The organism is Streptomyces brevispora, from assembly GCF_007829885.1.
Taxonomy (GTDB): Bacteria; Actinomycetota; Actinomycetes; order Streptomycetales; family Streptomycetaceae; genus Streptomyces; species Streptomyces brevispora.
Window position 1 is genome coordinate 6,047,853 of the sequence record NZ_VIWW01000001.1, and the last position, 20,403, is coordinate 6,068,255.

At 70.7% G+C, this 20,403-nt stretch carries 19 protein-coding genes and 1 pseudogene; 11 read left to right on the forward strand and 9 right to left on the reverse strand.

Annotated features, from left to right (window positions below; translation table 11 throughout):
* The 3 genes from FHX80_RS27805 to FHX80_RS27815 all read left to right on the forward strand — a co-directional run bounded on the left by FHX80_RS27805 (window position 1) and on the right by FHX80_RS27815 (window position 2,375).
* Entirely contained in the window at window positions 1–1,074 is a 1,074-nt protein-coding gene (locus tag FHX80_RS27805) for an LLM class flavin-dependent oxidoreductase (protein WP_145766704.1), read from the forward strand.
* A gap of 173 nt (window positions 1,075–1,247) precedes the next feature.
* Window positions 1,248–2,045 (forward strand): VOC family protein, encoded by a 798-nt coding sequence (locus tag FHX80_RS27810; protein WP_145766705.1) that lies wholly within the window; start codon window positions 1,248–1,250, stop codon window positions 2,043–2,045.
* Window positions 2,046–2,120: 75 nt separating this feature from the next.
* Window positions 2,121–2,375, forward strand: coding sequence for a WhiB family transcriptional regulator (locus FHX80_RS27815; protein WP_145766706.1), 255 nt, complete (start codon window positions 2,121–2,123; stop codon window positions 2,373–2,375).
* A 73-nt stretch (window positions 2,376–2,448) separates the two neighbouring features.
* Here the strand turns inward: FHX80_RS27815 and FHX80_RS27820 are convergent, their stop codons facing one another.
* The 4 genes from FHX80_RS27820 to ssgD form a co-directional block, all read right to left on the reverse strand.
* Window positions 2,449–3,360: a chitosanase gene (locus tag FHX80_RS27820; RefSeq protein WP_145767535.1), complete on the reverse strand. Its 912-nt coding sequence runs from the start codon at window positions 3,358–3,360 to the stop codon at window positions 2,449–2,451.
* Window positions 3,361–3,479: 119 nt separating this feature from the next.
* Complete coding sequence (locus FHX80_RS27825) at window positions 3,480–4,454, reverse strand: acyl-ACP desaturase (RefSeq protein WP_145766707.1); 975 nt, start codon at window positions 4,452–4,454, stop codon at window positions 3,480–3,482.
* Between the two features lie 480 nt (window positions 4,455–4,934).
* Window positions 4,935–6,566, reverse strand: a complete 1,632-nt coding sequence (locus tag FHX80_RS27830) for an ABC-F family ATP-binding cassette domain-containing protein (protein WP_208764737.1) — start codon at window positions 6,564–6,566, stop codon at window positions 4,935–4,937.
* A gap of 321 nt (window positions 6,567–6,887) precedes the next feature.
* The gene (gene ssgD / locus FHX80_RS27835) at window positions 6,888–7,304 is read right to left on the reverse strand and encodes a spore wall synthesis regulator SsgD (protein ID WP_145766708.1); all 417 of its coding nucleotides are present in this window, start codon (window positions 7,302–7,304) and stop codon (window positions 6,888–6,890) included.
* A gap of 191 nt (window positions 7,305–7,495) precedes the next feature.
* Here ssgD and FHX80_RS27840 point away from each other — a divergent pair, with 191 nt between their 5' ends.
* The 3 genes from FHX80_RS27840 (at window position 7,496) to mmpA (ending at window position 9,571) form a co-directional block, all read left to right on the forward strand.
* Window positions 7,496–8,602, forward strand: coding sequence for a WD40/YVTN/BNR-like repeat-containing protein (locus FHX80_RS27840; protein ID WP_244318478.1), 1,107 nt, complete (start codon window positions 7,496–7,498; stop codon window positions 8,600–8,602).
* A 56-nt stretch (window positions 8,603–8,658) separates the two neighbouring features.
* Complete coding sequence (locus FHX80_RS27845) at window positions 8,659–9,336, forward strand: endonuclease V (RefSeq protein ID WP_145766709.1); 678 nt, start codon at window positions 8,659–8,661, stop codon at window positions 9,334–9,336.
* 91 nt (window positions 9,337–9,427) lie between these two features.
* Window positions 9,428–9,571, forward strand: a complete 144-nt coding sequence (gene mmpA / locus FHX80_RS34870) for a morphogenic membrane protein MmpA (RefSeq protein ID WP_167523672.1) — start codon at window positions 9,428–9,430, stop codon at window positions 9,569–9,571.
* A gap of 39 nt (window positions 9,572–9,610) precedes the next feature.
* Here mmpA and FHX80_RS27850 read toward each other — a convergent pair whose 3' ends face one another.
* The gene (locus FHX80_RS27850) at window positions 9,611–10,801 is read right to left on the reverse strand and encodes a saccharopine dehydrogenase family protein (protein WP_145766710.1); all 1,191 of its coding nucleotides are present in this window, start codon (window positions 10,799–10,801) and stop codon (window positions 9,611–9,613) included.
* A gap of 205 nt (window positions 10,802–11,006) precedes the next feature.
* On the opposite strand from FHX80_RS27850, the gene FHX80_RS27855 reads away from it, so the two are divergent.
* The 4 genes from FHX80_RS27855 to FHX80_RS27870 all read left to right on the forward strand — a co-directional run bounded on the left by FHX80_RS27855 (window position 11,007) and on the right by FHX80_RS27870 (window position 16,911).
* Window positions 11,007–12,164 (forward strand): CaiB/BaiF CoA transferase family protein, encoded by a 1,158-nt coding sequence (locus FHX80_RS27855; RefSeq protein ID WP_145766711.1) that lies wholly within the window; start codon window positions 11,007–11,009, stop codon window positions 12,162–12,164.
* A complete protein-coding gene (locus tag FHX80_RS27860) occupies window positions 12,164–13,306 on the forward strand; it encodes an acyl-CoA dehydrogenase family protein (protein WP_145766712.1) in 1,143 nt (380 codons plus the stop codon). Before FHX80_RS27855 ends, FHX80_RS27860 begins: the two co-directional genes overlap by 1 nt.
* 150 nt (window positions 13,307–13,456) lie before the next feature.
* Window positions 13,457–14,671 (forward strand): acetyl-CoA C-acetyltransferase, encoded by a 1,215-nt coding sequence (locus FHX80_RS27865; protein WP_145766713.1) that lies wholly within the window; start codon window positions 13,457–13,459, stop codon window positions 14,669–14,671.
* A 38-nt stretch (window positions 14,672–14,709) separates the two neighbouring features.
* Window positions 14,710–16,911 (forward strand): 3-hydroxyacyl-CoA dehydrogenase NAD-binding domain-containing protein, encoded by a 2,202-nt coding sequence (locus FHX80_RS27870; protein ID WP_145766714.1) that lies wholly within the window; start codon window positions 14,710–14,712, stop codon window positions 16,909–16,911.
* Between the two features lie 61 nt (window positions 16,912–16,972).
* Here the strand turns inward: FHX80_RS27870 and FHX80_RS27875 are convergent, their stop codons facing one another.
* Window positions 16,973–17,704 carry a MerR family transcriptional regulator gene (locus tag FHX80_RS27875; RefSeq protein ID WP_145766715.1) on the reverse strand — a complete coding sequence of 244 codons (732 nt, stop codon included), beginning with the start codon at window positions 17,702–17,704 and terminating at the stop codon, window positions 16,973–16,975.
* Window positions 17,705–17,961: 257 nt separating this feature from the next.
* On the opposite strand from FHX80_RS27875, the pseudogene FHX80_RS36050 reads away from it, so the two are divergent.
* Window positions 17,962–18,389 (forward strand): annotated as a pseudogene (locus FHX80_RS36050) (macro domain-containing protein).
* A 157-nt stretch (window positions 18,390–18,546) separates the two neighbouring features.
* On the opposite strand, the gene FHX80_RS27885 reads toward FHX80_RS36050, so the two are convergent.
* From FHX80_RS27885 to FHX80_RS27895, 3 genes are all read right to left on the reverse strand, one after another.
* Window positions 18,547–19,062: a DUF2231 domain-containing protein gene (locus FHX80_RS27885; RefSeq protein WP_145766716.1), complete on the reverse strand. Its 516-nt coding sequence runs from the start codon at window positions 19,060–19,062 to the stop codon at window positions 18,547–18,549.
* Window positions 19,063–19,200: 138 nt separating this feature from the next.
* Complete coding sequence (locus FHX80_RS27890; RefSeq protein ID WP_145766717.1) at window positions 19,201–19,968, reverse strand: FAD:protein FMN transferase; 768 nt, start codon at window positions 19,966–19,968, stop codon at window positions 19,201–19,203.
* Window positions 19,961–20,395 carry an FMN-binding protein gene (locus tag FHX80_RS27895; protein WP_145766718.1) on the reverse strand — a complete coding sequence of 145 codons (435 nt, stop codon included), beginning with the start codon at window positions 20,393–20,395 and terminating at the stop codon, window positions 19,961–19,963. Before FHX80_RS27895 ends, FHX80_RS27890 begins: the two co-directional genes overlap by 8 nt.
* Window positions 20,396–20,403: the final 8 nt, after the last annotated feature.

Here is a 20,403-nt window from a genome sequence, read left to right on the forward strand (position 1 = left end):
ATGGCGACCGAAGTCCTCTGGTACATCATCCCGCGCGAGGGCGCCTATCCCTGGGAGCCGGAGGGGCGGCGCCCGGTCGACCTGGGCTACCTCGCCCAGCTGGCCGGAACGGTTGAGCGGCTCGGCTACAGCGGTGCGCTGCTCGCCACCGACCTGTACGACGTCTGGCCGCTCGGCAGCGCGCTCGCGGCCTCCACCAGCACCCGCTTCAAGCCCCTGCTCGCCGTCCACCCCGGACTCATCTCACCGACCCTGCTGGCCAAGATGGCGCTCAGCTTCGACACCCTCTTCGGGGGCCGGCTGCGCTTCAACGTGGTCAACGGTTCAACCAAGTCGCTGCAGGAGTACGGCCTCCATGTGGAGCACGACGAACGGTACGAGCTGAGCGCCGAGTACTGGTCGATCGTGAAGCGGCTGACGGCCGGTGAGGTCTTCGACCACAAGGGCCGCTTCTACGACCTGAAGAACGCCGGCGCCTCCTTCCGCGAGCTGAAGCCGGTGCAGGACTCCCACATCCCGCTCTGGTTCGGCGGCTCGTCCGACCCCGGCATCGAGATGGCGGCCGAACACGTCGACGTGTTCCTGACCTGGGGCGAGCCCCAGCACCTGCTGAAGGAGAAGCTGGTGAAGGTCCGGATGCGGGCCGCCGCGTACGGCCGCACGCTCCGGGTCGGGCTGCGGCTGCACCTCATCGTCCGGGACACGGAGGACGAGGCATGGGCCGCGGCCGACCGGCTCCTCGACGTCACGAGCGACGCCACGTACGCGCGCCGGCTCGGTGACGGGGCGGGCGAGGACGGGGTGGGCTGGCAGAGGCAGTTCCGCCAGCACGGCGGGAAGGTTCCCGCGCGCGCCCGGGAACTGGAGGTGCACCCGAACCTGTGGCCGGGCATGAGCCTCTTCCGCCCCGGTCCCGGAACGGCCGTGGTGGGATCCACCGCGCAGGTCGTCGAACGGCTCGAGGAGTTCGCGGAGCTGGGCGTGGACACCTTCATCCTCTCCGGCAATCCGCTGCTGGAGGAGGCCCACCGGGTGGCCGAGACGGTGCTCCCCGCCCTGGGCATCACCCGCTGAACGGCGGTCGGCCGCCTCCTGCGGTGTACGGCAAAGGTGTGCGGCAACGGTGTACGGCAGCGCGGTCCACAGCGGTGCGGACCGCGCTGCGGTTGTCCGTACCCGGTGCAAGACTCGGACGCACCAGGAAGAACCTGATGTGTCCGAGAACGGGACCACCGAAGGAGCGCACCATGCTCACCACCCGTTTTGTCGACGGAGCCCCCAACTGGATGGATCTCGGCACCCCGGATCTCGATGGGGCCACGGCCTTCTACACCGCCCTCTTCGGCTGGGAGTACGAGGCCGGAGGTCCCGAGACCGGTGGCTACGGGATGTTCTCGCTGGCCGGGAAGACGGTCGCGGGTGCGATGACGGTCACCGAGGAGCAGGCGAAGTCCTCGTGGTCGGTGTACTTCCAGTCGGGGGACGCCGATGCCACCGCGCAGCTCGTGGAGCAGTCCGGCGGGACGGTGCCGTTCGCTCCCATGGACGTGCTGGAGTTCGGCCGGATGGGCGGATTCACCGACCGGGGCGGGGCGTACTTCGGTATCTGGCAGCCGAAGCAGCTTCCGGGACTCGGGGTCGTCGGGGACACCGGCAGCCTGTGCTGGGTGGAGCTGTACACCCCGGACGTCCCGGCCGCCGCGGCGTTCTACGGTGCTGTCCTCGGGTGGGAGAGCAGCCAGATGCCCTATCCGGGCGGCGGTGGCTCGTACACCATGGTCCGGACGGCAGGCGGCGACGAGAGCGGCTTCGGCGGGCTCGTCCCGCTCGGGGCCGTACCGGTACGGGCGGTCGTGGGGCCGCACTGGCTGCCGTACATCGAGGTCGACGACTGCGACGCCACGGTGGCGGAGGCCGAGCGGCTGGGTGGCAAGCTGACGCTGGAACCGCTGGAGATGGAGGGCGTGGGCAGGTTCGCCAACGTCACCGATCCCCACGGTGCGCCGTTCGCCGTGATCAAGAGCGCCGAGACGCCCGCCGGCTGACCCGGCGAAGGCCCGCGGCCGATGGTTGATGGATCGTTGATCAGTCGTTTATCGCGGCACGGCACTGTGTGCGTCATGCTGATCAACACCCCGACCGACCCCGCTCTCGCCTGGCAGGAGACAGCGCTGTGCGCGCAAGCGGGGCCCGAGTTCTTCTTCCCCGCCCCCGGCAGCTCCACCCGGGAGGCCAAGCAGCTCTGCAACGCCTGCGAAGGGCGTCTGGCCTGCCTGGAGTACGCCCTCGACAACGACGAGCGCTTCGGCGTGTGGGGCGGTCTCTCCGAGAAGGAGCGGGACCGGCTGCGCAGAGTCGGGCGCGAACAGGCGTGAGCGCGCCCTGCGCGTGCAACCAGGGGACCGAGGTGGCGGCCTGAGCCGGGCGCTGAGTCGGCGGCCGCTCGCGTCAGGACTCGACGTGGAACGTCTCGCCGTACATCTTCCAGGTCAGCGGCGGCTTCATCCCCAGGTTGCCGTCGTACAGGAACTCCCGCTGCGCCGTGTCGATGCGCGAGGTGTCGTGCTGGGTCTTCTTCGACTTCATCACGACACGCGCGGCGTCCAGGAAGGCGTCCAGGTAGACCTTCTCGTCGCCGCCCTCGTCGACCGTGTCGGCCTCGGCCAGCGCGGTCTTCCGGATTCCGTAGAAGGCGTCCGGGGCCGTTCCGGGGCCGTGCAGCACCATGGCGTCGAAGTAGATGAACTGGCCCAGGGTGCCGAGCCCGTCCAGTTTGGCCAGCCGGACGGCCGGCCCGAAGTACTGCTTGTCCCTGATCCGGTCCTGCGCGGCGCGGAACGCCGGGTCGGCGGCCGACTTCTTCCATGCGGCGGTGAAGCCGGGGTCGAGACCCTTGTGCGAGGCGGTGCCGTCGACCTTGCGCAGGGCCGGGACGAAGTGCGTCAGCGGGCTGTCCGGGTGGTCCTTGGTGAACGCCTCGACGAACGTGAGCATGTCGTGCGTACCGGAACAGAATCCGACGATCCCGGCCGTGTAGCCGGTGCCGTCGTTGTTGTCGCGGATCGTGGCGTACTGACTGCGCCAGTCCAGCGTCGAACTCTCCGAGGTCGCCAGCAGTTTCCAGGCGAGCTCACGCATCGCCGGCGCGTCCAGTCCGGCCGGCATCGCCTCGACGCGCTCGTCCAGCTGCCGGCGTTCCTCTTCGTTCGCGGCGGCGTACGGGTCGGGGCCCACGGACGAGTCGGCAGGGTCCGCCGCCGTCGGGGATTTCTCGGGCAGTTCGGGATCGCCGCCTCCACTGTTGAAGAGTATGGAGGCGGCGATGGCTATCGGCGCGGCGAACAGAACGAAACGCGTCACAGGTTTCACGGGCACAGAGTACGGTCCCCGCGCCCGCGGTGAGGGGGCACCCCACCTGCACATCCGCGGGGGCGGGCTGCCAGCGGCCCGGCCCCGCGGGGGACACGCGGTGCGGGCCGTCAGGCCTGGGCGCGGGCCGCCATCCGCACCTTGCGGGCGGCCAGCTTCGCGTCGAACTTCGAGGCCTCGGCGTCCAGTCCGTTCATGTACAGACCGAGCTCCTCCTGGGCCTTCAGGCCCTCCGGGCCCAGACCGTCGATGTCCAGCACCTTCAGGTACCGCAGCACCGGCTGGATGACGTCGTCGTGGTGGATCCGCATGTTGTAGATCTCGCCGATCGCCATCTGCGCGGCGGCCCGCTCGAAGCCGGGCATGCCGTGGCCGGGCATCCGGAAGTTCACGACGACATCGCGCACGGACTGCATGGTCAGGTCGGGTGCGAGCTCGAAGGCCGCGCCGAGGAGGTTGCGGTAGAAGACCATGTGCAGGTTCTCGTCGGTGGCGATCCGCGCCAGCATCCGGTCGCAGACCGGGTCGCCCGACTGGTGGCCGGTGTTCCGGTGGGACACCCTGGTCGCCAGCTCCTGGAAGGCCACGTAGGCCACGGAGTGCAGCATCGAATGCCGGTTGTCGGACTCGAAGCCCTCCGCCATGTGCGCCATCCGGAACTGCTCCAGCTTGTCCGGGTCCACGGCACGCGACGTGAGCAGGTAGTCGCGCATCACGATCCCGTGCCGGCCCTCCTCGGCCGTCCAGCGGTGCACCCAGGTGCCCCAGGCGCCGTCGCGGCCGAAGAGCGAGGCGATCTCGTGGTGGTAGCTGGGGAGGTTGTCCTCCGTCAGCAGGTTCACGACCAGCGCGATCTTGCCGATGTCGGTGACCTTGGACTGCTCGGACTCCCACGCCTCGCCGTCCTCGAAGACGCCGGGGAAGTTCCGGCCGTCGGAGAACGGCACGTACTCGTGGGGCATCCAGTCCTTGGCGACCTTGAGATGGCGGTTGAGTTCCTTCTCCACCACCTCTTCCAGCGCGTACAGCAGTTGGGCGTCGGTCCACGCCTGCGAACTGCCGAGGTGGGGAGAGGTGATCGTCACGGGTGGCTCCTGGGGACGGGAGAATTACCTACGGCTTCGTAGGTTACGAGACCGTAGGTTAAAACGGCGGTAAGGCCGGAGCCAACCTCGTCTGGGTAATGATCGGTTACGCAATGCCATATATGCAGGTCAGGCGCATATGTGGAATGTCAGGTCGAGTGTGGGGAAGGCGCTCGGAAGGAGGAAAAGCCGGGCCCGGCCCCCGGCGGCGGTGGGCTCCGAACAGTCGGCGTACTCGGAGCGCACGCGCACAGGGGGCTCGGCCGAGAGCCGGGCCATCAGGTCGGGGCTCGGCAGCCGGGGAGCGCCGCAGCGCCGACGTGTGGCTGCCGGCCGCCGCGGTCGACGCGCAGGGCGGGGACTGGGGGCTCGCCCCCCGCTGACGGCATCCGGTGGCTCCAAGACGTGGGCATTACTGCACCCACAGCCCCCACGCCGCCGCCCACGTGCGCTTCCCCTGTAGTTCCCCCGTCCCGCAGCTCACATCCCCGCGCGCACCTCCTCGGCCGTGGTGTCCCGGAGTTCGCCGTCGAGCAGCAGCCAGCGCGTGATTCCGAGTGATTCCAGGAACGGCACGTCATGGCTCGCCACGATGAGCGCTCCCTCGTACGAATCCAGTGCCGCCGTCAGCCGGCGCACGCTCGCCAGATCCAGATTGTTCGTCGGTTCGTCCAGCATGAGCAGCTGAGGCGCCGGTTCGGACAGCAGCAGTGCGGCCAGAGCCGCACGGAACCGCTCCCCGCCCGACAGGGTGCCCGCGGGCCGGTCCGCCCGTGCCCCCTTGAACAGAAATCGGGCCAGCCTCGCCCTGATCGCGTTGTCCGTGGTAGCCGGTGCGAACCGTGCCACGTTCTGCACCACGCTCAGCCCGTCGTCGAGCACGTCCAGCCGCTGCGGCAGAAACCGGGTCGGGAGCTGTACCGCCGCCTCGCCGGACACCGGTTCCAGCTCACCGACCAGCGTCCGCAGCAGCGTGGTCTTGCCCGCTCCGTTCCGTCCCACCAGCGCGATGCGCTCCGGACCGCGCACCTCGAACGAGCCCCGGACCCTTGCCCCGTAAGCCAGTTCCAGATCGCGCAGCACCAGTACACCGCGGCCCGGATGGACCTTGGTGTGCGGGAGCTCGACCCGGATCTCGTCGTCGACGCGCACCGCTTCCACGGCGTCGTCCAGGCGCTCCTTCGCCTCGGCCAGCCTGTCGGCGTGCATGATGCGGTGCTTGCCCGCCGACTCCTGCGCGGCGCGTTTGCGGGCGCCCATGACGATCTTCGGTTCGCGCTTCTCGTCGCTCATCCTCTGTCCGTAGCGCTTGCGCCGGGCCAGCTTGACCTGTGCCTCGGCGAGTTCGCGCTTCTGCCGGTGCACATCCGCCTCCGCGACCCGCACCATGCGCTCGGCCGCCTCCTGCTCCACGGCGAGCGCCTCCTCGTACGCCGAGAGGTTCCCCCCGTACCAGGTGACCTCGCAGCCCCGCAGATCGGCGATCTGGTCGACGCGCTCCAGGAGTTCCCGGTCGTGACTGACGACGACCAGGACCCCGTTCCACGCGTCGACCGCGGAGTACAGCCGCTCACGTGCGTACAGGTCCAGGTTGTTCGTCGGCTCGTCGAGCAGCAGCACGTCCGGCCGGGCCAGCAGCAGCGCGGCCAGCCGCAGCAGCACGCACTCCCCGCCGGACATCTCGCCGATGGTGCGGTCGAGCCCGAGGTGCCCGAGACCGAGCTGGTCGAGCGTGGCGCGGGCCCGCTCCTCCACATCCCAGTCGTCGCCGACGGCCGCGAACCGCTCCTCGGTGACGTCGCCCGCCTCGATGGCGTGCAGCGCCTCACGGGTCGCGGCGATACCCAGGGCCGCGTCGACCCGCAGCGCGGTGTCCAGGACCAGGTTCTGCGGCAGGTAGCCGATCTCGCCCGCGGCCTTGACATGGCCCCCGGCAGGGGTGAGGTCACCGGCGATCAGCCGCAGCAGGGTGGACTTGCCGGCGCCGTTGACACCGATGAGACCCGTACGGCCGGGCCCCACCGTGAGATGGAAGTCGTCGAACACCTCGCTGCCGTCGGGCCAGGCGAAGGAGAGGGACGAGCAGGTGATGTGTGTGAGTGGAGCTGACAAAACGGAATCTCCCGGTTGCGAGGAAGGTCAGGGGCAACGGGATGAGACACCGGTCACTGGCATTCCACGGAAGGATTCCGGAGGGTGTGGAGGAAGGCCCTGGTCACGGAGGACGGCTCGAAGAGCTGAGGTCACACTCGGGCACGCGGACATGTGAAGACATGAACCGGCGCGCAACACGGTGTCTCAAGACCTCAGACGAGCAACGTCCTACTCCGATCGACGACGACAAGGACATGGTGAACGCTACGCCGGGCCCCGGCGCGGGGCAAACGAATTAACGGGATCCGGTCCCGCGGCGCCGCGCCCACAGGGGCCGGGTCAGCGGGAGCCGCCGAGCAGATCCGTCAGACTCCGGTCCAGGTCCAGGAACCGGTGCTCGGCACCGACGGGCACCAACTGCTGCGTCCGCCGCAGGAATCGGCGCAGGTCGGCCGTGCGGACGTGCACCATCGCGATGCCCTCGGGGGCGTGGAACTCCAGCACCGTACGGTCGTACCCGAAGGGCCTGATCCGTACGTCACCCACACCCGCCCGTTTGTCCATTCCCGCCGTGAGCAGTTCCCGGGAGAACTCCCAGGACACCTCGGTGCCCTCCAGTGTCGCGGGTGCGGGGAAAGCCATCCGGATGGCGAAGGGATCGGTGCGGTCGTACTGCAGGACAGCGGGAAGCGTCTCCATCTGCGGCGCGGATGCCACCATGCGGGCCTGAACGGACTGCTCGATAACGATGGACAAGACCTGCTCCCTTTCGCGACCGGATGAACGGGTTCCCGGCACTGATACAGACGACGGAAGTCGCCCATCCGTGCACCCGGGGGACACGTGAGCTGCGTCACCGCGCACCGTCCCCCACTGCCTGATCATGTGCCCGCGTCCGGTCGGCGCACCCTGGACGGCGCGCGGTCCTTCGGTTAGCTTCCAGCGCCATGAGGGCCAAGGGAAAGACGACGCGCCGACTGATGTCACTGGGACTGTGCGGGGCGGCCCTGGCCGCCGCGCTGGCCGCACCGGCGGCTCACGCGGCACCCGGGGAACGGCACCGGCCCGGTGACCGGCCAGTCTGGACGCCCACCGCCACCGGAACCGACGCCCGCTTCCGCGGCCTCGCCGCCGTGAGCAGCCGCACCGCGTGGCTCGCCGGCACGAAGGGCACGGTGCTGCGCACCTCCGACGGGGGCCGGCACTGGCGCGACGTCTCCCCGCCCGGCGCGGCCGAGGCCGGGCTGGAGTTCCGGGACATCGAGGCCTTCGACGCCAGGCGCGCGGTGGCACTGTCCATCGGCGAGGGCGAGGCGTCCCGGGTGCTGCGCACCGACGACGGGGGAGCGACCTGGACCGAGTCGTTCCGCAACGGCGACGCCCGCGCCTTCTACGACTGCCTCACCTTCTTCGACAGCCGGCACGGGCTGGCCATGAGCGACCCGGTGGACGGCCGGTTCCGCATCCTGTCCACCGCGGACGGCGGCCGCAGCTGGGACGTGCTGCCCGGTACGGGCATGCCCCCGGCCCAGGACGGTGAGGCGGGGTTCGCGGCCAGTGGTCAGTGCCTGGTCAGCTCGGGGCCCGGAGACGTCTGGCTGGCGACCGGCGGGGCGGCCACCGCCCGCGTCCTGCACTCCGGTGACCGCGGGCTCACCTGGACGGCGGCCGAAACGACCCTCCCGGCCGCTGACCCGGCCCGCGGGGTCTTCGGACTGGCGTTCCGCGACCGGACCCACGGCATCGCGGTCGGCGGCGACTACCGCCCCGACCAGGAATCGCCTCGCGCCTCGGCCGTCACCGACGACGGCGGCCGAAGCTGGCGCCGGTCGGCCGCCGCACCCGCCGCCTACCGCTCGGGCGTCGCATGGCTGCCGCACAGCCGGTCGTCCGCGCTCGCCGTCGGCCCGGCAGGCACGGACCTCACCACGGACGGCGGGCGCACCTGGCGGACGGTCGGCGCCGGCTCGTACGACACGGTCGACTGCACCGCGGACGGCGGCTGCTGGGCAGCCGGTGAACAGGGACGTGCGGCCCGGCTGACCGGTTTCTGACGGTGCATGGTCACAGCTGCCAGGGGTGACGGGACAGCCTTAGGCTGGTTGGCACCATGACAACGCTTGAGATGCCGTCCGACGAGGCCGGGGCGCGCGCCGTCCAGGACTCCCTGCGCGCCCGGGTGGTGCTCGACGAGCCGGGGCCGCCGCCCGGCACCGGCCGGGTGACAGGTGTCGACGTCGCCTACGACGACGAGCGCGATGTCGTCGTGGCGGCGGCCGTCGTGCTCGACGCGGCCACCCTGGACGTGGTGGCCGAGTCCACCGCCGTCGGCCGGGTCACCTTCCCGTACGTCCCCGGGCTCCTGGCCTTCCGCGAGATCCCCACCGTGCTGGCCGCGCTGGAGTCCCTGCCGGTCGACCCGGGGCTCGTCGTCTGCGACGGATACGGGCGGGCGCACCCGCGCCGCTTCGGGCTCGCCAGCCATCTGGGGGTGCTCACCGGGCTGCCGGTCATCGGCGTCGCGAAGAACCCGTTCACCTTCTCGTACGAACAGCCCGGCCCCCGTCGCGGTGACTGCTCGCCGCTGCTCGACGGGGACGAGGAGGTAGGCCGGGCGCTGCGTACCCAGGACGGCACCAAACCGGTGTTCGTCTCCGTCGGCCACCGCACCGGCCTCGACAACGCCTGTGCGCACACCCTGCTGTTGGCCCGTGACTTCCGTCAGCCCGAGACCACCCGACGGGCGGACGCGCTCTGCCGGCGGGCGCTGCGCGAGGCGACCGCCTGAGGACGCTGCGGGCGGGGGCGGTCACCGGCGTCCGGACGTCTGAGTCTCCGTACGGATAGCGTCTGCCGATCATGATCGGCACTCTGGACACATGAACGCACCTCGCACACCCGCCCGAACCGCACCTCTGCACCCTGCCCAGCGTCGCGCCGCCGCGGGCATGCTGATCGGGGGTGCGGCGGCGTTCGTCTGGGCCGGGGCGATGCTCTACACCCTGGCCTCGTGGATTCTCTAGGCGACCGGTGCACGGCCCGGGACACGGCCGAGCGGCGCGTCAGCGGACCGCGGCCACCCGGAAGCCCAGCCCGGCCGCGCGCAGCCGTCCACCCAGCGCATCGCCCATCGCGACGGCCGTGGTCACCTGCCCCGACACCGTCGGCAGCTCGTCCAGCGCCAGGCACAGCGCGGACTCCGCGAGCATCTTCGCCGTCTCGTCGTAGCCCGGATCGCCGCCCGACACCTCGGTGAACACCCGGCGGCCGCCGCCCTCGCCGACGAACCGGACCGTGAACCAGCTGCGGTGCCTCCGCTCCGCGTCCGGGCCCGATCCGGGCTCGTACCGGTCCATCAGCCACGCCCGCGCGGCCGGCAGCTGTGCCGCGCCGATCAGGGCACCCAGCGCCGCCGTGCCGCCCAGCGCCACCGGCAGGTGCTTGACCGAGGCGTAGTGCCGGTAGCGGAAGTCGGGGCCGTAGCGGGGCAGCGCGCGGGCCGAGCGCTCCACTGTCCGGGCGTCCAGCGTAGGCAGCGGAAGCGCCCAGGTGCCGGTCTCCGCACTGAAGTGCGGTGCGCCGAGCGGGGCGCGGGCGCGGCGGCCGACCAGGCGCGGCTCGTGCAGCCGGCGCTCCTTCGCGGCGCGCAGCATCTGCGGTCCGCGGCCCATCGCGGTGAGCGCGGAGGCGAACGTACCGCCCGAGAAGACGGCATTGCTGCGGACGAAGCCGTCGATGCGCAGGGGTACGTCCTCGGGCAGCTGCTGGACCGTGAAGTAGACCCCGAGATCGTGCGGTACGGAGTCGAAACCGCATGCGTGCACGATCCGGGCACCGGTCTCGCGCGCCCGCGCGTCGTGCTCCAGAAACATCCGGTCGGCGAACTCCGGCTCGCCGGAGAGGTCCGCGTAGTCCGTCCCGGCCTCGGCGCAGGCGGCGACCAGCTGCTCCCCGTACCAGACGTACGGGCCGACCGTCGTGGCGACCACATGGGCGGATTCGGCGAGTTCGCGCAGCGATCCGGCGTCGTCGGCGTCGGCGTGCAGCAGGGGGAGGTCCGCGCAGCGTGGATCGGTGGCGGTGAGGTGATTGCGCAGCTGCTCCAGTTTGGCGCGGTTGCGGCCGGCCAGGGCCCAGCGGCAGCCGTCCGGCGCGTGTGACGCCAGATACGCGGCCGTGAGGGCTCCCACGAACCCGGTGGCGCCGAAGAGGACTACGTCATAAGGGCGTTGTGCCCCGTTCTGCCTGTTCACAAGTGCCTCCGCACGGGCCGGCGCCGATGTAGCAGGCAGAGGTTAGCGGAGGCGGTCGTGGCGGTGTACGGCCGGGAGGACTTCGTGGGGGAGGATCGACGAGAAAGGAACTAAGCGCTTGCTCGGCCCAAGGGGTTGTGCGGGGCACGGTACGTTCTTAGCATCATCGGTGTTACATCGGTTGTGTCATACCGCTGGGGGCTCGATGGCAACGACAGGGAACGGCGGGCACGGCCCGCGAGGCCCGCTCGCCGGGGTGCGGGTGGTGGAACTGGCGGGCATCGGCCCCGGCCCGTTCGCCGCGATGCTCCTGGCCGATCTGGGCGCCGACGTGGTGCGGGTCGACCGGCCCGGCGGCGCCGGGCTCGGCATCGACCCGGCCCGCGACCTCACCAACCGCAACAAGCGCTCTGTCCTCGTCGACCTCAAGGCCGAGCACGGCCCGGCCACGGTCCTGGACCTCGCCACGCGCGCCGACATCCTGATCGAGGGGTACCGCCCGGGCGTCGCCGAGCGCCTGGGGGTCGGCCCCGAGGCCTGTCTGGCCCGTAACCCACTCCTCGTCTACGGGCGGATGACCGGCTGGGGCCAGGACGGGCCGCTCGCCGATCGGGCCGGGCACGACATCGCCTACATCGCCCTCACCGGCACCCTCTCCATGATCGGGAAGCCGGACGAGCCGCCCACCGTCCCGGCCAACCTGCTCGGCGACTACGCGGGCGGCTCGCTCTACCTCGTCGTCGGCGTCCTCGCCGCCCTCCAGCACGCTCGCACCCCCGGCGGCTCCGGCCAGGTCGTGGACGCGGCGATCGTCGACGGCACCGCCCATCTCGCCATGATGATCCACGGGATGCTGGCGGCCGGCGGCTGGCAGGACCGGCGCGGCTCCAACCTGCTGGACGGCGGCTGCCCGTTCTACGGCTCGTACGAGACCGCCGACGGCCAGTACATGGCGGTCGGCCCGCTGGAGCAGCGGTTCTACGCCGAGTTCACCGAGCTCCTCGGCATCGGGGAAACGGCCCCCGACCGGGGCGACATCTCCCGCTGGGACGAACTGCGCGCGGTCGTCGCCGCCCGGTTCCGCACCCGGACCCGTGCCGAGTGGACCGAGGTGTTCACCGGATCGGACGCCTGCGTGGCGCCCGTCCTCTCGCTCCGCGAGGCCCCGCACCACCCGCACCTCGCCGCCCGCGCCACTTTCGTCGAACACGGCGGACTCACCCAGCCCGCGCCCGCGCCCCGGTTCTCGGCCACGCCCGCCTCGGTGCACAGCGGCCCGGCGCAGCCGGGCGCGGACACCGCTGCCGTCGCCGCCGACTGGGACGTACCGGGCCTGCGGACCACCCGGAAGGACACCGACTGATGCAGCGGCAGATCTTCACCGAAGAGCACGACGCGTTCCGCGAGGCCGTCCGCACCTTCCTCGCCAAGGAGGTCCTCCCGCACTACGAGCAGTGGGAGAAGGACGGCATCGTCTCGCGCGAGGCCTGGCTCGCGGCCGGCCGGCAGGGGCTGCTCGGCCTCGCCGTGCCCGAGGAGTACGGGGGCGGCGGCAACGCCGACTTCCGCTACAGCGCCGTCCTCGCCGAGGAGTTCACCCGGGCGGGCGCCCCGGGGCTCGCGCTCGGCCTGCACAACGACATCATCGGCCCCTACCTCACCGGTCTCGGCACCGACGAGCAGAAGCGGCGCTGGCTGCCCGGCTTCTGCAGCGGCGAGATCATCACCGCCATCGCGATGACCGAACCCGGTGCCGGTTCCGACCTCCAGGGCATTCGCACCACGGCCGAGGACAAGGGCGACCACTGGCTGGTCAACGGCTCCAAGACGTTCATCTCGAACGGCATCCTCGCCGACCTGGTCGTCGTCGTGGTGAAGACCACCCCCGACGGCGGCGCGAAGGGGCTCTCGCTCATAGTCGTCGAGCGCGGTGCGGAGGGCTTCGAGCGGGGCCGCAACCTCGACAAGATCGGCCAGAAGTCCCAGGACACCGCCGAACTCTTCTTCAACGACGTCCGCGTGCCCAAGGAGAACCTCCTCGGCGAACTGGACGGCGCCTTCATCCACCTGATGACCAACCTGGCTCAGGAGCGGATGGGCATCGCCGTCGCCGGGATCGCCGCCGCCGAGTACCTGCTGGAGATCACCACCGAGTACGTCAAGGAGCGCGAGGCCTTCGGGCGGCCGCTCTCCAAGCTCCAGCACATCCGGTTCGAGATCGCCGAGATGGCCACCGAGTGCGCCGTCACGCGTGCCTTCCTCGACCGGTGCATCGTCGACCACTCGGAGGGGACGCTCGACGCCGTGCACGCCTCGATGGCCAAGTGGTGGGCCACCGAACTGCAAAAGCGCGTCGCCGACCGCTGCCTCCAACTCCACGGCGGATACGGCTATATGACGGAGTACCGGGTGGCCAAGGCGTTCACCGACGGCCGCATACAGACCATCTACGGCGGAACGACCGAGATCATGAAGGAGATCATCGGCCGCTCCCTGCTCGCCTGACCCCCGCTCGCCCGCTCCCTGCTCGCCCGGCCCCTGCTGGGCCACCACCCCTCGCTGTGCCATACCGCCCGCTGTGCCCATCCCGTGGGCCGCCGTTCCCTCGCTGTGCCACACCCCCTGTTGTGCCACCACCCTCGAAAGGCAGCTGTCTTGAGCACCGAAGCGTTCGTCTACGACGCGATCCGCACCCCGCGCGGCCGCGGCAAGGCCAATGGGGCCCTGCACGGCACCAAACCGATCGACCTCGTCGTCGGCCTGATCCACGAGCTCCGCGGCCGCTTCCCGGGCCTGGACCCCGCGGCCATCGACGACATCGTCCTCGGCGTGGTCAGCCCGCTCGGTGACCAGGGCTCCGACATCGCCCGCATCGCCGCCATCGCGGCCGGCCTCCCGGACACGGTCGCGGGCGTCCAGGAGAACCGCTTCTGTGCCTCGGGCCTGGAAGCCGTCAACCTGGCTGCCGCCAAGGTCCGTTCGGGCTGGGAGGACCTCATCCTCGCGGGCGGCGTCGAGTCGATGTCCCGGGTGCCGATGGGCTCGGACGGCGGCGCCTGGGCGATGGACCCGATGACCAACTACGAGACGGGCTTCGCCCCGCAGGGCATCGGCGCCGACCTCATCGCGACGATCGAGGGCTTCTCGCGCCGCGACGTCGACGAGTTCGCCGCGCTGTCGCAGGAGCGGGCCGCCGAGGCGTGGAAGGACAACCGCTTCGCGCGCTCCGTCGTCCCCGTCAAGGACCGCAACGGCCTCGTCGTCCTCGACCACGACGAGCACATGCGGCCCGGCACCACGGCCGACTCCCTGGCCGCGCTCAAGCCGTCGTTCGCGGCGGTCGGCGAGATGGGCGGCTTCGACGCGGTGGCACTGCAGAAGTACCACTGGGTGGAGAAGATCGACCACGTCCACCACGCCGGCAACTCCTCCGGCATCGTCGACGGAGCGGCCCTGGTCGCGATCGGCTCGAAGGAGATCGGGGAACGGTACGGTCTCACGCCGCGCGCCCGGATCGTCTCCGCCGCCGTCTCCGGCTCCGAGCCCACCATCATGCTCACCGGCCCTGCACCCGCCACCCGCAAGGCGCTCGCCAAGGCCGGGCTGACCATCGACGACATCGACCTCGTCGAGATCAACGAGGCCTTCGCCGGCGTCGTCCTGCGCTTCGCCAGGGACATGGGGCTCTCCCTCGACAAGATCAATGTCAACGGCGGCGCCATCGCGCTCGGCCACCCGCTCGGCGCCACCGGCGCGATGATCCTCGGCACGCTCATCGACGAGCTGGAGCGACAGGACAAGCGCTACGGCCTCGCCACCCTCTGCGTCGGCGGCGGCATGGGCGTCGCCACCGTCATCGAGCGTCTCTGACCGTCCCCGGCCATCCCTGCTAACGGAGAAGAAGAGCAATGACCGAGAGCATGACCATCCGCTGGGAACAGGACAAGACCGGCGTCGTCACCCTCGTACTCGACGACCCCAACCAGTCCGCCAACACGATGAACCAGGCCTTCATGGACTCGATCGCGGCCGTCGCCGACCGCGCCGAGGCCGAGAAGGACTCCATCCGCGGCATCATCTACACCTCCGCCAAGAAGACCTTCTTCGCCGGCGGAGACCTCAAGGACATGATCAAGGCCGGCCCCGAGAACGCGCAGGCCGCCTTCGACACCGGCACCGCGATCAAGCGCTCGCTGCGCCGCATCGAGACCCTCGGCAAGCCCGTCGTCGCCGCCATCAACGGGGCCGCCCTCGGCGGGGGTTACGAGATCGCCCTCGCCTCCCACCACCGCGTCGCCCTCGACGCGCCCGGCTCCCGGATCGGCCTGCCCGAGGTCACCCTCGGCCTGCTGCCCGCGGGCGGTGGCGTCACCCGCACCGTACGGCTCATGGGCATCGCCGACGCGCTGCTGAAGGTGCTGCTCCAGGGCACCCAGTACACCCCGCGGCGCGCCCTGGAGAACGGTCTGGTCCACGAGGTCGCCGCCACCCGCGAGGAGATGCTCGACCGGGCCCGCGCCTTCATCGACGCCAACCCCGAGTCGCAGCAGCCCTGGGACGTCAAGGGCTACCGGATCCCCGGCGGAACCCCGTCGAACCCCAAGTTCGCCGCCAACCTGCCGGCCTTCCCGGCCAACCTGAAGAAGCAGCTCGCCGGTGCACCCATGCCCGCGCCGCGCAACATCCTGGCCGCCGCCGTCGAGGGCTCGCAGGTCGACTTCGAGACCGCGCTCACCATCGAGGCCCGCTACTTCACCGAGCTGGTCACCGGCCAGGTCTCGAAGAACATGATCCAGGCGTTCTTCTTCGACCTCCAGGCCGTCAACTCCGGCGCCAGCCGCCCCAAGGGCATCGAGGAGCGCCGCGTACGCAAGGTAGCCGTCCTCGGCGCCGGGATGATGGGCGCGGGCATCGCCTACTCCTGCGCCCGCGCCGGTATCGAGGTCGTCCTCAAGGACATCTCCGCGGAGGCCGCCGCCAAGGGCAAGGCCTACAGCGCGAAGCTGCTCGACAAGGCGCTCTCCCGGGGCCGTACGACCGAGGCGAAGCGCGACGAGCTGCTCGCCCGCATCACCCCGACCGGCGACCCTGCGGACCTCGCCGGCTGCGACGCCGTCATCGAGGCCGTCTTCGAGGACTCCGCGCTCAAGCACAAGGTGTTCCAGGAGATCCAGGACATCGTCGAGCCCGACGCGCTGCTCTGCTCCAACACCTCCACCCTGCCCATCACGGCCCTGGCCGCAGGGGTCTCGCGCCCCGCCGACTTCATCGGGCTGCACTTCTTCTCGCCCGTCGACAAGATGCCGCTCGTCGAGATCATCAAGGGCGAGAAGACCGGTGACGAGGCCCTGGCCCGCGCCTTCGACCTGGTCCGCCGGATCAAGAAGACGCCGATCGTCGTCAACGACTCGCGCGGCTTCTTCACCTCGCGCGTCATCGGCCAGTTCATCAACGAGGGCGTCGCGATGGTCGGCGAGGGCATCGAGCCCGCCTCTGTCGAGCAGGCTGCCGCCCAGGCCGGATACCCGGCCAAGGTGCTCTCCCTGATGGACGAACTGACACTCACCCTGCCCCGTAAGATCCGCGACGAGACCAGGCGGGCCGTCGAGGAGGCGGGCGGCAACTGGGCCGGCCACCCGGCGGACTCGGTCATCGACCGGATGGTCGACGAGTTCGGACGCCCCGGACGCAGAGGCGGCGCGGGCTTCTACGAGTACGACGAGAACGGCAGGCGCACCCGCCTGTGGCCCGGTCTGCGCGAGCATTTCGGGGACTCCGGGGGTCGTCCCCCGGGCGGTCACAGCACGAGGCCGGACGTCTCGTTCACCGACATGCAGGAGCGGATGCTCTTCTCCGAGGCCCTGGACAGTGTCCGGTGCCTGGAGGAGAACGTGCTGATCACCGTCGCCGACGCCAACATCGGCTCCATCATGGGCATCGGCTTCCCGCCGTGGACCGGCGGCGTGCTCCAGTACATCAACGGCTACGAGGGCGGCCTGCCCGGCTTCGTGGCCCGTGCCCGGGAACTCGCCGAGCGGTACGGCGACCGCTTCCTGCCGCCCGCGCTCCTCGTGTCGAAGGCGGAACAGGGCGAGACCTTCCACGACTGACGCCGGGCGCCGCGGGCCGTACTCACCTCCGAGCAGAGGCGGGTGCGGCCCGCGACGCCGCTCACTCAGCGGTGAACGCGGCCCGCAGCTCCTCCTTCAGCGACCGCTGGAAGGCGGTCACCAGTGCCTGGAGCACCATCGGCTGCATATGCGCCGACAGTGACTTCATCGCCCTGACGTGCTCCGGATCCGCCTCCCGCTCCCGGTACGGGTTCCACACCTCGTCCCGGAACAGCCGGGTCAGCTCTTGGGCGGCCGAGCGGGTGTGCTCGAGCAGGACCGTCCGGGCGGCCAGAATCGTCTCGTGCGCGATCGGCACGTCGAGCAGCTCCACACCGAGCCGCAGCAGCCCCGGATCCACCCGGTAGACGCCGTCGCCCGGATCGGCCCGTTCCAGCACACCCATCGCGGCCAGCCGGTCGATGTCCTCCTCCGCCAGCGTCCGCCCCGCGCGGCGTTCCAGCTCCGCCCGGGTCGCGTCCTGCGCCGAGTCCGGTGCCCAGGCAGCCACCAGCGCCCGGTGGATCGCCAGATCCTGCGCGCTCAGATCGGGCGGCAGCTGCTCCAGATAGCGTTCGATCGCGGCGAGCGTCATGCCCTGGTGCTGAAGTTCCTCGATCAGTGCGAGCCGGGAGAGATGGCCGTTCCCGTAGTGCCCCACCCGGCGCGGCCCGATCACCGGCGGCGGCAGCAGCCCCCGGGTGCTGTAGAAGCGCACCGTGCGCACGGTCACCCCGGCGCGCGCCGCCAACTCGTCGACGGTGAGCGTCGGCTCCTCGGTTCCGGTCGCCATGTCTGCTCCTCGTGTCCGACCCCGCGGCTGAACTGCCGGGCGCGTGCGTCAATCAGGTTCAACAGTATTGCTGTCTCACCATTGTTGTGAAAGTGTCCGGCAGCGACGAGGCGCAGTCCACCCCGGGTGCGGGCCCGCCCGGTCCGGCCGAAGGCGAAAGCAGGACAGCCCAGCAGGACGTCGCCCGGCGCCCGAGCCACGGCCACCGCAACCCACTCACGAGTATCGGTGTCAGTACCCGCTCGTACGCTGGTGCGATGACGAAGATCGTTTACGTGCGGGGGGACGCCACCGCCCCGCAGGGCAAGGGCGTCAAGCTGATCGCCCATGTCTGCAACGACCTGGGCGGCTGGGGCAAGGGCTTCGGCCTCGCACTCTCGCGCCGCTGGCCCGAGCCGGAGGCCCGGTACCGCACCTGGCACCGCGAACGGGCGGCCAACGACTCCGGCCTCGGCGCCGTTCAGTTCGTACAGGTGAGTCCGTACATCTGGGTGGCGAACATGGTGGGCCGGCGGGGGATGCGCACCGGCAGCAAGGGCGTGCCGGTGCGCTACGACGCCATCGATACGGCACTGGGCGAGTGGCCGGCCGGGCAGCCGAGCTGTCGTCTGCCACGGCAGGCAAGGTCAGTCGTTCTGCCACGGGAAGTGTCAGTGGGGCTGGAGTTCGGTGGGGAGGTCGCTGATCCGCTGCTGGCTCTCCTGCCGGATGGGACGGGCTGTGACATCGGGCCCGGCCCCTCCGCTTGCCGTGCTCGCTGCGTGGCGGGAAGAAGGGCCGATGCTGCGTGGGTTGTCACCGGGCGCGGACCTGGGCTTGGGACGCGTCGCGGCAGGTGCTTGTCAGCCGCGCTTGGGGTGGGCGGTGGCGGAGTAGGCATCGTGCCAGGTTGCCTTGGCACCGGAGTCGCCGATTCGGTAGACCTGTACGCCCGCACCGACTCCGACGGCGAGGGCCAGCACCGTAGCGGCGATGCGCATCGGCGTGCCTACTGTGCTGGTGGATGCTCCCGCCTTGGGGGTGCTGCGGGCGTCGCGGCGGTAGAACCACCACACCGCCGCCGACACGAGGAAGAGCCCAATGACCCAGGGGAGCAGTTCGTCCCCGAGTTCGGCGTGTTTACGCACCAGAGGATTGCGGTCCACGTGCCGTTCTAGCCACTCGCCGGCGTTGGTCGTCAGCGGCACGCTGATCAGGGACACCAGGGCGAGGGCTGGCAGTGCGAGCCCGAAACGGCGCATGACGGTGGGGAGGGCGGCGCACAGGATCAGGGCGAGGGCGGTGAGGGGTACCAGGATCACGACGACGTGCACGAACAGGACGTGCGCGGGAATGCCGTTGATCAGGTCGAGACCCACAGGGGGGCTCCTTCGGGGGATGGTGTTCAACGTGGACAAGGGACAAGCCGGGCTGCTGCGGCGGCTTCGGTACCAAGGCCGCCGCCTGCATGGGGAGGTGCCCGCTCCCTGCGTGCGGGGACGAGTCTGTGTCGCGCCTCATGCCCCATAGCGGCTGAATCCTGAGGTGCGCCATTCCTTGCCGTCGGGCAGGACGGCCAAGGCTTCGTAGCCGTCCAGTGCCTCAATCCAGTTCCGAGCGCCGCTGCCTCTGGCGAACGCTGCGGTGGCGTAGGTGTCGGTCATCGTGAGGCGGGCGCCGATGAGGGTGAGGGAGGCGAACGTGGTGGCGGGCGTGCCGAGGTGGGGGTTGAGGATGTGGCTGCCGCGTTCGGCGGTGCCGGAGGTGGCGATGGCCAGGTCGTGCGGGGCGGTGATGGCGGTGGCCAGCTCGCCGGGTCGCAGGGGGTGGGTGATGCCGATGCGCCATGGGGTTCCTGGGGCTGCCTGGCCGCGGAGTTGGAGGTCGCCGCCGCCGTTGACGCAGGTGTGGTGGGCGCCGGCCTCGTAGAGGAGTTGGGATACGGCTTCGGTGGCCCAGCCCTTGACGAGGCCGGAGGGGTCGAGGCTGCCTGCGGGGACGTTGCTGAACCAGCCGTCGCTGTCGTGGGCGGCCCGGGCGCAGAGCGAGAGGACTTCGTGGACTTCGGGTGGGCAGTCCTGGAGGCGGATCTCTCCCCGGTCGAGGCGGCTGATGTGGCTGTCGGGGCGGTAGGTGGAGAAGATGGCATCGACCCGGTGGAGGTGGCGCAGCGCTTCGGCGAGGGCTTGGTGGATGGCGGTGGTGGGCTCGTCGCGGATGTCGAAGGAGAAGACGGTGCCCATGACGTGCTCGACGTGGCGCAGCCCGCGTGCGGTGTCAGGCATGGGCTTGGTCCAGTGCGCTCTGGAGGGACTGGATGTAGCCCTGGCTGGTGTAGCTGGCGCCGGAGACGGCGTCGATGTGCGCGCTCTGCGCGCCGAGTGCCTCCTGGGTGAGGCGGGGCAGGGAGTAGGAGGCGATTTCCTGGTCGCGGCCGTTCTGGTCCGGGGCCTGGAGGACCTTGATCGCGGTGATTTTTCCGTTGTCGAGGGTGGCGGCGACCTGCACGGTTCCGTACTGGGTGTCGATGGGGTCCCCGGTGAACGTGCCTGTCCCGGGGGATGCGCCCGGCGAGGCGCTCGCGGGGGTCTGCGAGGTCGTCGGGGAGCGGGGCGTGACTCCGGCCAGTGCGGGGAGTTGGTGGGGTTTGAGGGCGAGCAGCGCGACGATCAGGGCGCTGATCCCGGTGGTGGCGAGGACGGCACGGCGCATGACGGTTC

What these genes read in the sequence shown, in the direction of transcription:
- FHX80_RS27805 (WP_145766704.1), top strand. Translation starts at nt 1, where the DNA reads ATGGCGACCGAAGTCCTCTGGTACATCATCCCGCGCGAGGGCGCCTAT.
- FHX80_RS27810 (WP_145766705.1), top strand. Translation starts at nt 1,248, where the DNA reads ATGCTCACCACCCGTTTTGTCGACGGAGCCCCCAACTGGATGGATCTC.
- FHX80_RS27815 (WP_145766706.1), top strand. Translation starts at nt 2,121, where the DNA reads ATGCTGATCAACACCCCGACCGACCCCGCTCTCGCCTGGCAGGAGACA.
- FHX80_RS27840 (WP_244318478.1), top strand. Translation starts at nt 7,496, where the DNA reads ATGAGGGCCAAGGGAAAGACGACGCGCCGACTGATGTCACTGGGACTG.
- FHX80_RS27845 (WP_145766709.1), top strand. Translation starts at nt 8,659, where the DNA reads ATGACAACGCTTGAGATGCCGTCCGACGAGGCCGGGGCGCGCGCCGTC.
- mmpA (WP_167523672.1), top strand. Translation starts at nt 9,428, where the DNA reads ATGAACGCACCTCGCACACCCGCCCGAACCGCACCTCTGCACCCTGCC.
- FHX80_RS27855 (WP_145766711.1), top strand. Translation starts at nt 11,007, where the DNA reads ATGGCAACGACAGGGAACGGCGGGCACGGCCCGCGAGGCCCGCTCGCC.
- FHX80_RS27860 (WP_145766712.1), top strand. Translation starts at nt 12,164, where the DNA reads ATGCAGCGGCAGATCTTCACCGAAGAGCACGACGCGTTCCGCGAGGCC.
- FHX80_RS27870 (WP_145766714.1), top strand. Translation starts at nt 14,710, where the DNA reads ATGACCGAGAGCATGACCATCCGCTGGGAACAGGACAAGACCGGCGTC.
- FHX80_RS27875 (WP_145766715.1), bottom strand. Translation starts at nt 17,704, where the DNA reads ATGGCGACCGGAACCGAGGAGCCGACGCTCACCGTCGACGAGTTGGCG.
- FHX80_RS27890 (WP_145766717.1), bottom strand. Translation starts at nt 19,968, where the DNA reads ATGCCTGACACCGCACGCGGGCTGCGCCACGTCGAGCACGTCATGGGC.
- FHX80_RS27895 (WP_145766718.1), bottom strand. Translation starts at nt 20,395, where the DNA reads ATGCGCCGTGCCGTCCTCGCCACCACCGGGATCAGCGCCCTGATCGTC.